Origin of the sequence: Methyloligella solikamskensis, assembly GCF_042676065.1 — a bacterium.
Lineage (GTDB): Bacteria > Pseudomonadota > Alphaproteobacteria > Rhizobiales > Methyloligellaceae > Methyloligella > Methyloligella solikamskensis.
In genome coordinates this window covers 49239-62982 of the sequence record NZ_JBHTJO010000002.1, presented here as the reverse complement: position 1 = coordinate 62982, position 13744 = coordinate 49239, and the positions used below count along the sequence as shown (strand labels likewise).

General features: G+C 63.8%; 16 protein-coding genes. 7 read left to right on the top strand and 9 right to left on the bottom strand.

From position 1 onward, the window contains the following. Positions 1-41: 41 nt before the first annotated feature. On the bottom strand, positions 42-572 hold the full coding sequence (gene fabA / locus ACFQ2F_RS13300; protein WP_379090852.1) for a 3-hydroxyacyl-[acyl-carrier-protein] dehydratase FabA: 531 nt from the start codon (positions 570-572) through the stop codon (positions 42-44). A gap of 286 nt (positions 573-858) precedes the next feature. Between fabA and irrA the strand changes: the two genes are divergently transcribed. Next, positions 859-1278 carry an iron response transcriptional regulator IrrA gene (irrA, locus tag ACFQ2F_RS13295; RefSeq protein WP_379090850.1) on the top strand — a complete coding sequence of 140 codons (420 nt, stop codon included), beginning with the start codon at positions 859-861 and terminating at the stop codon, positions 1276-1278. Between the two features lie 64 nt (positions 1279-1342). Here irrA and ACFQ2F_RS13290 read toward each other — a convergent pair whose 3' ends face one another. After that, positions 1343-1849: an SH3 domain-containing protein gene (locus ACFQ2F_RS13290; RefSeq protein ID WP_379090848.1), complete on the bottom strand. Its 507-nt coding sequence runs from the start codon at positions 1847-1849 to the stop codon at positions 1343-1345. Positions 1850-2124: 275 nt separating this feature from the next. Between ACFQ2F_RS13290 and ACFQ2F_RS13285 the strand changes: the two genes are divergently transcribed. Next, the gene (locus tag ACFQ2F_RS13285; RefSeq protein WP_379090846.1) at positions 2125-3114 is read left to right on the top strand and encodes a 2-hydroxyacid dehydrogenase; all 990 of its coding nucleotides are present in this window, start codon (positions 2125-2127) and stop codon (positions 3112-3114) included. 144 nt (positions 3115-3258) lie between these two features. On the opposite strand, the gene ACFQ2F_RS13280 is transcribed toward ACFQ2F_RS13285, so the two are convergent. From ACFQ2F_RS13280 to ACFQ2F_RS13260, 5 genes are all read right to left on the bottom strand, one after another. After that, a complete protein-coding gene (locus ACFQ2F_RS13280) occupies positions 3259-4503 on the bottom strand; it encodes an FAD-dependent oxidoreductase (RefSeq protein ID WP_379090844.1) in 1245 nt (414 codons plus the stop codon). A 151-nt stretch (positions 4504-4654) separates the two neighbouring features. Further along, entirely contained in the window at positions 4655-5458 is an 804-nt protein-coding gene (locus ACFQ2F_RS13275; RefSeq protein WP_379090842.1) for a HesA/MoeB/ThiF family protein, read from the bottom strand. A 2-nt stretch (positions 5459-5460) separates the two neighbouring features. Further along, positions 5461-5922, bottom strand: coding sequence for a dUTP diphosphatase (gene dut / locus ACFQ2F_RS13270; protein ID WP_379090838.1), 462 nt, complete (start codon positions 5920-5922; stop codon positions 5461-5463). Between the two features lie 17 nt (positions 5923-5939). Further along, positions 5940-7175 (bottom strand): bifunctional phosphopantothenoylcysteine decarboxylase/phosphopantothenate--cysteine ligase CoaBC, encoded by a 1236-nt coding sequence (coaBC, locus tag ACFQ2F_RS13265; RefSeq protein ID WP_379090836.1) that lies wholly within the window; start codon positions 7173-7175, stop codon positions 5940-5942. Positions 7176-7219: 44 nt separating this feature from the next. Beyond that, a complete protein-coding gene (locus tag ACFQ2F_RS13260) occupies positions 7220-7678 on the bottom strand; it encodes a hypothetical protein (protein WP_379090834.1) in 459 nt (152 codons plus the stop codon). A gap of 49 nt (positions 7679-7727) precedes the next feature. Between ACFQ2F_RS13260 and ACFQ2F_RS13255 the strand changes: the two genes are divergently transcribed. Further along, the gene (locus ACFQ2F_RS13255; RefSeq protein ID WP_379090832.1) at positions 7728-8186 is read left to right on the top strand and encodes a MarR family winged helix-turn-helix transcriptional regulator; all 459 of its coding nucleotides are present in this window, start codon (positions 7728-7730) and stop codon (positions 8184-8186) included. Positions 8187-8189: 3 nt separating this feature from the next. On the opposite strand, the gene ubiB is transcribed toward ACFQ2F_RS13255, so the two are convergent. Further along, positions 8190-9755 carry a 2-polyprenylphenol 6-hydroxylase gene (gene ubiB, locus ACFQ2F_RS13250; protein WP_379090830.1) on the bottom strand — a complete coding sequence of 522 codons (1566 nt, stop codon included), beginning with the start codon at positions 9753-9755 and terminating at the stop codon, positions 8190-8192. An 8-nt stretch (positions 9756-9763) separates the two neighbouring features. After that, positions 9764-10513 (bottom strand): bifunctional demethylmenaquinone methyltransferase/2-methoxy-6-polyprenyl-1,4-benzoquinol methylase UbiE, encoded by a 750-nt coding sequence (gene ubiE / locus ACFQ2F_RS13245; RefSeq protein WP_379090828.1) that lies wholly within the window; start codon positions 10511-10513, stop codon positions 9764-9766. A gap of 172 nt (positions 10514-10685) precedes the next feature. Between ubiE and mutM the strand changes: the two genes are divergently transcribed. The 4 genes from mutM to rpsT all read left to right on the top strand — a co-directional run bounded on the left by mutM (position 10686) and on the right by rpsT (position 13329). After that, a complete protein-coding gene (gene mutM, locus ACFQ2F_RS13240; RefSeq protein WP_379090826.1) occupies positions 10686-11570 on the top strand; it encodes a bifunctional DNA-formamidopyrimidine glycosylase/DNA-(apurinic or apyrimidinic site) lyase in 885 nt (294 codons plus the stop codon). A gap of 24 nt (positions 11571-11594) precedes the next feature. Continuing rightward, a complete protein-coding gene (locus tag ACFQ2F_RS13235) occupies positions 11595-12389 on the top strand; it encodes an enoyl-CoA hydratase (RefSeq protein WP_379090824.1) in 795 nt (264 codons plus the stop codon). A gap of 21 nt (positions 12390-12410) precedes the next feature. Next, positions 12411-12938, top strand: coding sequence for a GrpB family protein (locus ACFQ2F_RS13230; protein ID WP_379090822.1), 528 nt, complete (start codon positions 12411-12413; stop codon positions 12936-12938). A gap of 121 nt (positions 12939-13059) precedes the next feature. Then, positions 13060-13329, top strand: a complete 270-nt coding sequence (gene rpsT / locus ACFQ2F_RS13225; protein WP_379090820.1) for a 30S ribosomal protein S20 — start codon at positions 13060-13062, stop codon at positions 13327-13329. The last annotated feature ends 415 nt before the right edge of the window (positions 13330-13744 follow it).

Sequence of the window (13744 nt, the reverse complement as noted above, 5' to 3'; positions counted from 1 at the left end):
GGAGCCTTTAGAGTTGAAATCGATTGCCGGTCGGGCTCCGCTCACGCGGTGGCCGCCGCTTCTTGCTCGGCCGTGAATAGGCCGACCCGCAGATCCTTCGCCTGGTAGATCACCTCGCCATCGGCAAGCAAAGTCCCATCGGCAATGCCGAGGGTCAGCTTGCGGCGGATCACCCGCTTCAGATCCACAATATATTCCAGCTTCTTCATGGTTGGCAGCACCATGCCGGAGAATTTCACCTCACCCACGGCAAGCGCACGGCCCTTGCCCGGCGCGCCAAGCCAGCCGAGGAAGAAGCCCAGGAGCTGCCACAGCGCATCCAGTCCAAGGCAGCCCGGCATGACCGGATCGTCCTTGAAGTGGCACGGGAAGAACCAGAGATCGGGCTTGATATCGAGCTCGGCCCGGATCTGGCCCTTGCCATGCTCACCGCCCTCCTCGACCACCTGGGAGATGCGATCGAACATCAGCATAGGCGGCAGCGGCAGTTGCGCATTGCCAGGGCCGAAGAGCTCACCTCTGGCGCAGGCAAGGAGATCCTCGTAGTCGAATTGAGCGCGACGCTCGGTCATGCACAGTCCTTCTTTATTTCCGCCGGCGCATATCAAGCGTTCCATCGCGATGCGGTCCGGGTCTGACAGTCGCCGCGTTACCTATCACAGTCGATCAGAAGCCAAAACCCTTTGACGGACGTGCCGGGGCGCAAAACGACTTCCGGCAAAACGGCTTGAGAGCGCCCACTATGACAGAAGCGCCCGAACGCCTTGCAACGGACAACTTTTCCTGGCTTAACCAGCCGATCATAGCGTGTTCAGCCCGCATTGCGGGAATCAAGGCTTCCTCTTATATTCCCAGCCCATGAGCGTAACGCAGAGCAATAAGGATATCGGCAAGCTATTGCGCGAGGCGGGCCTGCGCCCGACCCGGCAGCGCATGGCGTTGGCCACGATGCTGTTCGACGGCGAAGAGCGTCACGTGACCGCGGAGATGCTTTACGAAACCGTGCAGTCGCAGAATCTGCCGGTGTCGCTTGCCACGGTCTACAACACCCTGCACCAGTTCACGGAAGCCGGGCTTTTGCGCGAGGTCGCGGTGGAAGGGTCGAAGACCTATTTCGATACCAACACCTCGAACCACTATCACTTCCTCTGCGAGCAATCGGGCGAGCTTATGGATATCGAGCATGGCGAGATTTCCATCCAGGGGCTCCCGCAAGTGCCCGAGGGCATGACCGTTTCGCGGGTGGATGTCCTCGTGCGGCTCAAGCGCACAAGCTAAGCGACTCGGCGTGTTCGCCGCTTTTTTCGCTCTGTCTGATTTTCTCTCTGTCTAATTTTCTCTCTTAGTTGACGACTTCGCCGCGATAGGCGCCCCAGAGCATCTCCTGCTGCACGTAGCCGCTATAATCGCCGACGACGATCTCGCACCATTCCCCATCGCAAGATTCGATGTCGCCCAGCACGTTTGGCTGGAGCTCGGCCACGACGCCGGAGCTCGTGGAGTCCCGGCTATAGAGGGGAACGGATTCGCTCTCTTTGGCCCAGGGCGTAATCAGCACGGTGCGTCTTCCGCTTAAGAGGCTATGAAACACCCAGCCGTCGGAGCCTTCGCTGTCGCGGACGCGCCGCCAGTTGACGGTCTCGGCGATCACCTCGACGGGAAGGCCGGCCCGGGAGAACACCCAGGAAATGGCCTGGTCGGTGCTGGGGCCGCGCCGGACATTGACCCGGTCGGCCTTCAGGCTCACGAAGCGCGGCACGGGGAGGCCGCTATCGCTGCCCTTTCCTTCGGCCGCCCCGAGCGGCGACCCGTCGGACGCGATCACCACGGCGGCCAATGCGGCGCTCACGAGGACCCCGAGAAAAATCGCAGCGCTTCGTCTTTTCACACTTGCCTCATTCGGAAAGAAAAGCCTCGATCAGCCCCGCCGCGGCGCCGACCGCCCCGCCTCTGGTGAGCCAGAAAAGTGAAGGGAACGTGGCGTTAACCGCACAATCCTGGCGTTCCGCGCACATGGGCCTTATCTGTTGCATTCGCTTCTGTTAGAGAAAGCGGCGAATTGCCGCCTGGAAAGGTCCCGCGGCGGCGTTCACCACCGAGAGCGAAGTCTCGACAGGATGGATTATGGATTCCGAACGACCCACTGTGATTGTCACTCGTAAGCTGCCCGAGGTGGTGGAGACGCGCCTGCGCGAGCTATTCGATGCCAAGCTCAATCTGGATGACAAGCCCTTTTCGCGCGACGAGCTGATCGAAGCGGTGAAGACGGCCCATGTGCTGGTGTCCACGGTGACCGACAAGATCGACCGGTCTGTGCTGAGCCAGGCAGGCCCGAACCTCAAGCTGATCGCCCAGTTCGGCACGGGCGTGGACAATATCGACCTGGAGACGGCGCGGAACCGGTCCATCCTGGTGACCAACACGCCGGGCGTGCTGACCGAGGATACGGCCGACATGACCATGGCGCTGATCCTTGCGGTGCCTCGGCGCCTGGCGGAAGGCTCGCATCTTCTGAAGAGCGAAGGCGACTGGGCCGGCTGGTCGCCGACCTGGATGCTCGGCCACCGCATCTTCGGCAAGCGGCTCGGCATCGTCGGCATGGGCCGGATCGGCCAGGCGGTGGCCCGGCGCGCCCGGGCCTTCGGCCTGCAGGTGCATTATCACAACCGCCGGAGGGTGGCCCCGGAGGTCGAGCAGGAGCTCGGCGCGACCTATTGGGACAGCCTGGATCAGATGCTGGCCCGGATGGACATCATCTCGGTCAACTGCCCCCACACGCCGGCGACCTATCATCTTCTCTCGGCACGGCGCCTCGCCCTGCTGAAGCCCTCTGCCTATATCGTCAACACGGCGCGCGGCGAGGTTATCGACGAGAACGCGCTCGCCCGCATGATCGAGAACAACGAGATCGCAGGTGCGGCGCTGGACGTGTTCGAGCACGAGCCGGCGGTGAATCCGCGGCTTCTGAAGAGCGACAACGTCGTCGTGCTGCCCCATATGGGCTCGGCCACCATCGAGGGCCGTATCGATATGGGCGAGAAGGTCATCATCAACATCAAGACCTTCCTGGACGGACATTCCCCGCCCGATCGCGTGCATCCCGCGATGTTCTAGGCTGCAGAGCCTGCTCCGCATCGGAGACGTCATCCTGAGGTGCTCGGCGCTTTTCGCCGAGCCTCGAAGGATGGGCGACAGGTTCGGGCCAGGTCTCCTTCGAGGCTCGCTTCGCGAGCGCCTCAGGATGACGTGGTGGAGCGCCTAGCTCTTTTTCTCAGGCGGGGTGAGCACCTCGCGGCAGCGAATATGCTCAGGCCGGAAGCCCATGCCGATAATGCGCGCCGGAATACGGCGGAGCGGCGGGATCCAGTTCAACAGCTTGATGGCGAGCGGTGCCTTTGGCGCACTCGTTTGGGCCAGCAGCGGCTTGATGAGCTTGTTCTGCAGGAAGATCTGCAGGGACTGGGTCATCCGGGTGGGCCATTGCCGGCGCTGCTGCACCTCGTCGAGCAGGCCGACGGCGGCCGGTCCGTCGCGAAGCTGTTCAGCCAGAATATTTGCGGTCGCGACCGCATCCTGGATCGCCAGATTGATGCCGACGCCGCCGATGGGCGACATGGCATGGGCGCAATCGCCGATGCAGAGCAGACCCGGCCGGTACCAGCGCTGCATCCGGTCCACGGTGACGGTCAGCAGCTTCACATCGTCGAAGCTCGCAAGTGCCTGTACGTTCTTCGAAATCTCCGGATTGATCCGGACGAGCCTGTCGCGGAAGCTTTCGATACCTTCCGCCTGCACCGCCTCGAAATTCCCTTTGGCGATGACGAAGGCGCATTGCCAGTAATCACCGCGGTCGAGCATCACCAGGAAGCCGTCGGCACCGATATAGCCGAGGGTCCCGCCCTCGGCGTCGGGCTCTTTCGGGATGCGCATCCAGAGCACATCCATGGGCGCGCCAAGATCGTTGACCTGAAGCCCCGCCTTGGCGCGTACGGTGGAGTGGCGGCCGTCACAGCCGACGACCAGATCCGCGCGGATATCGAGGCGGTCGTCGCCGTGCTTGGCGCGGACGCCCGCGATACGGTGACCGTCCCAGACGAGATCGGTGACCTCGGTCTCCATCCGGAGCTTGAAATTCGGGATCGCCTTCGCCTCCCCGGCCAGGAAGTCGAGGAAGTGCCATTGAGGCATGAAGGCGATGCAGCGCTTATGCACCGGCAGATGTGAGAAATCGGCGATCTCGTAGCGCTTGCCGCTGATATCGGCGCCGATCTCGCGGACCTCCTGATGGGGCCGCTTCAGAAACGCGTCCAGCAGCCCCAGCTCGTAGAGGCATTGCATGGTGGAGGGGTGGATGGTGTCACCGCGGAAATCGCGCAGGAAATCGGCGTGTTTCTCAAGCACCAGCACGTCGACGCCGGCGCGGCCCAGTAGATAGCCGAGCATCATCCCGGCGGGTCCGCCGCCCACGACGCAGCAGCGCACGTTCAGCTTTTCGTTGGCCATGACGTGTTGCCTTAGGCCTCCCCCAAGAAAGCGCATGTCTCTTCCTATCTCAACCGGGACCGTACGGGATAGAGACGCGGCGCAGCCGTCCACGGTTTCGGCCCCGCGGCGACATGCCTTTCTCTTGCCCTTTCTCAGCCCTGCTCGGCCTTCAGGCTTTCAGATGGCTGAGATCGGTGAATTTCGCGTTTCTGCCGCTCAGCGGATTTTCCGGGTCCCAGGCGTAATGCATGGTCGAGAACCGCGTGGCGAGGGCGTCGTAGAGGACCAGGCGGCCGACGAGGCTTTCGCCCGTGCCGGTCAGCTCTTTCAGAACCTCGACCGCCTGGAGGGTGCCCATGACTCCGGCCACGGCGCCGAGAATGCCGGTTTCCGCGCACGGGGCGACAGTGCCAGGCGGGGGCGGCTCCGGGAAAAGGCAGCGATAGTTGGGGTTGGGATTGCCGTCGGCGCTCTCTTCGAAGGCACGAAAGGTCGTGAGCTGCCCGTCGAAGGGGCCGAGGGCCGCGAACACCAGCGGGACTTTCGCGAAATAGCAGGCATCGTTGAGCAGGTAGCGGGTGGTGAAGTTGTCGGACGCGTCGGCGACGATGTCGTAGCCCTCGATCAGCGAAAGCGCATTGTCGACATCGAGCCGGGTCTGATGGGTCTTCACCTCGACATGAGGGTTGAGCCGATGCACGAGCCGTGCGGCGCTCTCGGTCTTCGGCTCACCGACCGCGCCCGTCTCATGGGCGATCTGGCGCTGAAGATTGTCGAGGCTGACGGTGTCGTCATCGACGAGACCGATGGTGCCGACCCCGGCGGCGGCGAGATAGATGAGAAGCGGCGAGCCGAGCCCACCTGCGCCGACGATGAGCACCCGTGCGCGCTTCAGGCGCTGCTGCCCGTCCCCACCGATCTCTTTCAGGACCAGGTGGCGCTTATAGCGCTCGATTTCTTCGTCGGAGAACATCTCTACCGTCCCGTGGAGCCGAAGCCGCCCTGGCCGCGGGCCGTCTCGGAGAGCTCGACCACGGCGGCGATCTCGGCGCGGGTCACAGGCGCGATGACCATCTGGGCGATGCGCTCGCCGCGCCGGATCACGAAATCCTCCTGCCCCAGATTGATCAGTAGGACCTTCACCTCCCCACGATAATCCGCATCGATGGTGCCGGGGCTGTTGAGCACGGTCACGCCGTGCTTGAAGGCGAGCCCGGAGCGCGGCCGAACTTGCGCCTCGAAATCTTTAGGCAACTCCATGGAGAAGCCGGCCGGAATGAGTTGGCGCTCGCCGGGGCGAAGCTGGATGTCCTCGCCTTCCGGCACGGCCGCCAGAAGATCGAACCCGGCTGCAGCCTCGCTTTGATAGGCCGGCAGGGGCAGCCCCTCGCCATGAGGCAGCCAGGTCAGTTTCAGGGATACGGATTGGGTGCTCATCGACGGTGCAATAGCACTCATTCGGCGGCGGAGCGAAGCCCGGAAAGCGTGCCGGCGGCGCGGCGGAGCAGCGCTTCCGCCATCTCGTCCTTGCCCATGGGCTGCCAGTCCTCGACACCGCTTTCGGTCACCAGGTGAATACGGGTCGCGTCACCGCCCATGATGCCAGTGGCGGGCGAAACGTTATTGGCGACGATCCAGTCGGCATTCTTCTTCTGGCGCTTAGTCGTCGCGTTCTCGATGACGTTCTCGGTCTCGGCGGCAAAGCCGATGACCAGGGGTGGGCGGTTCGGGCCGCTTTGCGCGATCGTCGCCAGAATGTCCGGGTTGCGAGCGAGCGGGACCGAATGGGTCTCCTGGCCTTCCCGCTTCTTCATCTTCTGGTCGGCCTCGCCGGCGCAGCGCCAATCGGCGACGGCGGCGGCCATGACCGCGATATCGGCGGGAAGCGCACGCTGAACCGCCTCGAGCATCTCCGCGGCACGCTCCACATGGATGACGTTGACGGCGTCGGGCGCCTTCAGAGCCGTCGGCCCGGTGACCAAGGTCACGCGGGCGCCTAGAGAGGAAGCGGCGCGGGCGAGCGCATAGCCCTGCTTGCCGGAGGACCGGTTGGCGATATAGCGCACCGGATCGATGGGCTCGTGGGTCGGGCCGGCGGTGATCAGCACGTGCTTGCCGGAGAGCGGGCCTTGGGCGCTTTCGGCGAAGACGTTCTCGACGGCGGCCAGAATATCCGGCGTATCGGCGATGCGGCCGAAGCCGTATTCGCCGCAGGCCATGTCGCCCTCCTGAGGACCGACGAAGCGGCAGCCATCTTCTTTGAGCCGGGCGACGTTCCGCTGGGTGGCCGTATGCTCCCACATGCGGACGTTCATAGCGGGCGCGACAAGGACCGGCGCGGTGGTGGCAAGCAGCACCGTGGTCGCAAGATCATTCGCCTGACCGTGGGCCATCTTGGCCATGAGATCGGCGGTTGCGGGCACGACGAGCACCAGATCGGCTTCGCGAGCCAGGCTGATATGACCGATTTCCGCCTCGTCATTCAAATCGAACAGCTCGGTGAAGACCTTGTTGGCCGTGAGCGTGGCGAGCGACAGGGGCGTCACGAACTCCGCGCCAGCCTTCGTCAGGATCGCGCGCGTCTCCGCGCCCCGTTCGCGCAAACGGCGGACGAGGTCCAGCGTGCGGTAGGCGGCGATGCCGCCACCCACGATCAGAAGGACGCGTTTTCCTTGCAAGCTCTGCTCCATGGCTTGTTTCATAGCATAGATGGGGTGCATTTCGCGTTACTGCATCAGGCGGCTCGGCGGGATAGAGCTACCGGCTTCAATCGGCCCGTCAGCCGCAGCCCATCGCGCATGTTGAGGGACAATAGGGTGACATTGACCGCGCCGGCGATGAGTTCGGCAATCTGTACCGTCACAAAGGTGGAATCGAACGCCCCGGCATTGGCTGCCCAAGCCAGATAGAGAGCCGCGGGCACCAGAATCAGGAGGCCATTGCCCGCGATTAACGGCATGCGTTTCTGCTTCGCCGCGACCAGTGCATTTCTGAAGCCCCTAGCCAGCAAGAATCCGGTGCCGCCAGCCAGAGCGATCGACGGGACGAGCAACAGCAAGCCCCAGGCGATGCCTGTCTTTACGGCCGCGACCGCGTCCAGGGAGCCGAACAGCTCGCTCGATACGGTAGCCATCCAGAACGTCGCGATGATGATTAGCGCTAGCGCGCCAGCTATGGGATGAATAATCCGCATGACAACCTCCAATTGACACTATCATGTCATAGCGGTTCTATGGATACTAATGTCAATTAATAGTTCTACAGGCCGTCAGGCCGTGACCGCTCTGGTGCTTGATCTTTTCCGGCTGAACAGCCGGCTGCTGATTGCGGGCGACCGGCTCGTGGAAGGGCTCGGACTGACGAGCGCCCGCTGGCAGATCCTCGGGGCCATTGCGGAGGCGGAAACGCCACGACCGGTCGCATGGCTGGCCCGGGACATGGGCGGCGCCCGCCAGAACGTGCAGCGGATTGTCAACGATCTAAGTCGGGAGGGGCTCGTCAGCTTCGTGCCGAACCCGCATCACAAGCGGGCGCAACTCGTCGTGATGACCGAACGGGGCCGAGAGACCTACGACGCAGCGGTCGATCTCTGGGAGCCGATGACCGACGAACTCATGGACGGGCTAAGCGTGAAGGAGATCGAGGAGGCACATCGCGTCTTACTGCGATTGCGCGAAAATATCGAAAAGCGCGAAGAGTGACCCCTAAAACACCATCGCGGCGGCGATGACGGCCAGCGAAATGGCGCCGACCCATAGCGCCAACCGGCCCATGCGGCCCTTGCGGCTCTGGGCGTCGGCCATGCGCTCCACGGTGTAGCGGTCGAGGCGAAGCCCCTCCTCCGCCATGGCCGAGAATGCATCCGCCGCCTGTTCGGCCTGGCCCAGGAGCCGCGGGATGTGACCGGCGAAGCGGCCCAGGCTGACCGCGCCCTCGGCGGCCTGCTCAATGCGGCCTTCGGCGCCGAAATGAGTCTCCATCCATTCGCGTACGACGGGCTCGGACACGGTCCAGATATTCAGCTCCGGATCGAGCTGGCGGGCCACGCCCTCGACGACCACCATGGTCTTCTGTAGCAGCAGCAGCTCGGGCCGGGTCTCCATGTCGAAGACTTCCGTATATTGCAGGAGCTGGCCCAACAGCGCGGCCATGGAGATCTCGGTGGCGTTCTTGTCCATGATGGGCTCGCCGATGGCCCGCAACGCCTGGGCGAACAGCTCCACCGAGTGGCGGCGGGGCACGTAGCCCGCCTCGAAATGGACCTCGGAGACGCGCTGGTAGTTGCGGGTGATGAAGCCGTAGAGGATCTCGGCCAGGAAGCGGCGCTCCTTCAGGCCCAGCCGGCCCATGATGCCGAAATCGACGGCGACGATGCGGCCCTGATCGTCCACGAACAGATTGCCGGGATGCATGTCGGCGTGGAAGAAACCGTCGCGCATGGCGTGGAGCAGGAAGATCTGCAGGAGCCTCTGGCCGATCTCCTTCGGGTCGAAGCCAGCCGCTTGGATCGCCGCCTTGTCGGCGATGGGGATGCCGTCGATCCATTCCAGGGTCATGACGCGCCGGGCGCTGCGGGTCCAATCGACCTTGGGCACGCGAAAACCGTGATCGTCCTTGGAGTTTTCCGCCACTTCGGAAATGGCGGCGGCCTCCATCCGCAGATCCATCTCGATGGTGACGGATTGGGCCAGGGTCTCGACCACGGCGACGGGGCGCAGACGCCGGCTCGGCCCGTGCCAAGCCTCGATGGTCTGGGCGGCGAAGAGGAAGCTCTCCAGGTCGCGGGTGAAGCGGCGCTCGATGCCGGGCCGCAGCACCTTCACGGCGACCGGCGCCTCGGTGCCGTCGCCATTCTTCACCTTCGCCTTGTGCACCTGGGCGATGGAAGCGGCAGCCACCGGCGCGTCGAACTCCGTGTAGAGCTCCTCCACCGGACGGCCCAGCTCTTGCTCGATAGTGCGCTTGGCCTCAGCCATGGGGAACGGCGGCAACTTGTCCTGCAGAGGCGCCAGATCCTTCGCAAGATCGGGCCCCACGATATCGTCGCGGGTCGCCAGGAACTGGCCCAGCTTGATGTAGGAGGGCCCCAGCGAAGTGAGCGCGCGGGTCAGCCGGTCCTGATTGCTCTCCTGGCCCGGCTTCTTCTCTTTCCGCGCGAACATCTTCAGGGGCGCCGGGATTTGTGCGTCCGCCGGCACGACCCGGGCACCGTTCCAGAGAATGGTCCAGCCGGCGCGCATGAGCCGGAATGAGTTGGTGATCGGGTTCATCGTATCCCTCAGATCCGCCAGCCCGAATGGATTGCCGCGATGCCGCCGGTGAGGTTCCGGTAGCGCACCTGCTCGAAACCGGCATCGCGGATCATCCCCGCATAGGGCTCCTGGCTCGGAAACTTGCGGATGCTCTCCACCAGATAGCGGTAGGAGGCGGAATCGCCGGCGACCGCCTGGCCGAGGGCCGGAATCGCCTTGAAAGAGAAGAGATCGTAGAGCGTGTCCAGCATGGGCACCTCGACGGCGGAAAATTCCAGGCAGAGGAAGCGGCCGCCGGGCTTCAGCACGCGGAAGGCTTCCTGCAGGGCTCGGTCGATATGGGTCACGTTCCGCATGCCGAAGGCGATGGTATAGGCGTCGAAGCGGCCGTCCTCATAGGGAAGCGCCTCGGCATTGCCTTGCACGAACTCGACCCGGTCGAGCCCGGCATGGCGTTCCCGTCCCGCCTCCAGCATCTCGGCGCTGATATCGCAGATAATGGCAGTGGCGTTCGGGCCGGACGCCTTCAGGAAGCGCTCGGCGATGTCGCCCGTGCCACCCGCCACATCGAGCAGCGCGAAGGGTGCCTCGCTCCTCGGCGGGTTGAGCTGGGCGATCATGTCGTCCTTCCAGAGCCGATGCATGCCGCCCGACATGAGGTCGTTCATGAGGTCGTAGTTCTTGGCGACCCGCGCGAAGACGTCGTTCACACGGGATTGGCGCGCGCCTTCGTCGACCTCTTCGAAGCCGAAGCTGTATTTTTCGGATGCCGCCATGCCTTACGCCCGGTTGGAAAAAACGTCTCGGGGCCGTATGCCCTCAAGGATGGCTGCGGACAATAGCCTAAGGGGTATGAACAGGCTATTGTTGCGGTGCAGCAATGATTTTCCGTCTTTGCACCCTCTAAATGCGGCTCCGCAATGGGGGTGCGGCACCCCCGGATCCCCTATGCCGGAACTTCCCGAAGTCGAGACCGTGCGCCTTGGGCTCGCCCCCTTCATGGTCGGCAAGACCATCGAGAGCGTGGAGCAGCGCCGGGCGGATTTGCGCTTTCCGCTGCCGGCGAATTTTGCCGTGCGCCTCACCGGGCGCCGGATCGAGGCCATGGACCGGCGGGCGAAATATATCCTGGCGCGGCTGGACGACGGCGAGGTGCTGGTGATGCATCTGGGTATGACCGGCCGGTTCACCGTGGACGAGGCCAACGGCACGGCCGTGAAGCCGGGCGTCTTTGCCCATACCGCCACAGAGATCCCTCGCCACGAGCATATCGTTTTCCACCTGCAGGACGGGGCGGCCGTTCGCTACGCCGACGCGCGGCGCTTCGGCTATATGGCCCTGGTGCCGGAGGCCGAGATGCCGGAGCACCCGCTTTTCAAGGGGCTGGGGATCGAGCCCCTGGGGGAGGACTTCACCCCGGAGGCGCTGGCGAGCGTGCTGGCCGGCGCCAAGACGCCGCTGAAGGCCGCCCTGCTCGATCAGCGCAGGATCGCAGGGCTCGGCAATATCTATGTGTGCGAAGCGCTCTACGATGCGCGGCTGTCGCCCGTCCGGCTGGCACGGACCATCGTGACCAAGGACGGCGAGCCCACGGCGCGCTGCGCCCGGCTCGCCCATGCCATTTCCCGCGTTCTCAACGATGCGATCGCCGCGGGCGGTTCGTCTTTGCGGGATTATGCCCATGCGGACGGATCGCTCGGCCGCTTCCAGCATTCCTTCAAGGTGTATGGACGCGAAGGTAAGCCCTGCCCGGATCCGGAGTGTCAGGGGCTTGTGAAGCGCATCGTGCAGAGTGGCCGCTCGACCTTCTATTGCCCGAGTTGCCAACGCTAACCCAACCAACAAAGAGGTGGGACCATGAACGGAATCGAGACCGAAACGAAGTGCGAGACACTTTTGGTGGCCCAAGAAGGCGGGGTGGCCGTGATCACCCTGAACCGGCCCGACGCCATGAACGCGCTGAACGCCAAGCTTTTGTCCGAGCTGAACACCGTGCTCGACAAATGCGATGCGGATCCGGAGATCGGCTGCGTGGTGCTGACGGGTGGCGAGAAAGCCTTCGCAGCCGGCGCCGACATCAAGGAGATGAAGGACAAGAGCTTTGCGGATGCCTTCAACACCGACTTCATCGCGCCCTACGACGCCATCGCCTCCCATAAGAAGCCGCTGATTGCGGCGGTCTCCGGCTTTGCGCTGGGGGGTGGCATGGAACTCGCCATGATCTGCGACATGATCATTGCCGCCGACAGCGCCCAGTTCGGCCAGCCGGAAATCCAGCTCGGCATCATGCCGGGGGCCGGCGGCACCCAGCGGCTGACCCGGGCGGTGGGCAAGGCGAAGGCCATGGATCTGTGCCTGACCGGCCGCCGCATCGACGCGGAAGAGGCGGAGCGCTCAGGGCTGGTGGCGCGGGTGGTTCCGCAAACCGCCCTGATGGAGGAGACCATGAAGATCGCCTCGAAGATCGCGAGCTTCTCCCAGCCGGCGGTGGCTATGATCAAGAAGTCCATCAACACCAGCATGGCGACGCCGCTCCCAGAGGGCATCCGCCAGGAGCGGCATCTCTTCTATTCGACCTTCGCCACGGAGGATCAGAAGGAGGGCATGGCCGCCTTCACGGAGAAGCGGAAGCCCGACTTCAAGGACCGGTGAGAGTCCGCGGAGGCGAGCAGGATGTGCGAATCGCCCTTCCGCCTGGCCGATATGGAAGCGGCTCGAGAGGCGGCCGACCGGCTCTTCGCCGAAACGAGCGAGTCGCTTCGTCGGGTCTTGCCGGAGACGGCGGAAATCCACCATGTCGGCGCGACCGCCGTACCCGGGTGTGTGACCAAGGGTGATCTCGACATCGTCGTGCGGGTACGGCTCCCGGATTTCGCTGCCGCGGATCGGGTGCTGAGCGCGCGTTACGCTCGCAACAGCGGTTCCATCAGAACGGAGACTTTCTCGGCTTTCGAGAAACCGGACGCCTCACCGGCCCTCGGCATCCAGTTGACGGCGATAGGCGGCGAGCACGATTTCTTCCACCTCTTCGTCTCTCGGCTGCTCGCCGATCCTCAGTTGGTCTCGCGATATAACGCGTTGAAACGCCGGTTCGAAGGCAAGCCCATGGAGGACTATAGGGCCGCAAAGTCGGACTTCATTGGCCAAGTCCTGAAGGCTTCTGGGGATGGCGGGGATCCGGCAAAGCGCGGAGACAGTTGACGGCATGGAGTTGACGGTTTGGGCCGCGCCCGTTATAGAGCGCGGTCAATTCTCCTTTCAGGATTTATTGCGCGGAGAGCCGCCGAATGGATCGGCGTGGCACGCGCTTTGGGAACGACATATGGCCAATACGAAATCGGCAAAGAAGGCCGTCCGGCAGATCAACAAGCGGACGGAAGTGAACGTCGCCCGGAAGAGCCGCATGCGCAGCTTCATCCGCAAGGTCGAAGAGGCGATCGCGTCTGGCAAGAAGGACGAGGCTCAGGCCGCCCTTCGCGCAGCCCAGCCGATCATCGCCCGCAACGGCCAGAATGGCGTGCTGCACGAGCGCACGGCCTCGCGGAAGATCTCCCGGCTGTCCAAGCGCATCGGCGCGATGGAATCGGCGTAGACCGCCACTCCTTTTTACAGGTTTGATCGGCAGCCTCGGCGGAGCGCTGCCAGCACCGTTCTTGAGCGCGTAAGGGTTCCCTTGCGCGCTCTTTGCGCATGGGCGGCTGGTTCCCGCCTCAGGCCTCCTCCGGCGACGGATTCTGCGCGCAACGGCGGCAATCGCCCAGGACAAATGAGCAGCCCGCAGGCACCCAACCTCCGGACTCTTCAGCCGCCGATCTTGCAACACAAAAATTTTCCGCCGAGGCCAAAAAAGTCACTCTGTTGCGAAGCTGACACGAAATTTTTGGGTCGGTTTGGCGATTTTCTCGCCGCCCCTTCATGTCGATTTCGTGAATATATCAATTGTTTGACGGCGCGGGCCGGTCCGAAAACCGAAGCTGGAGCGCGCCGAGGCCACGCTTTTTTAGCAA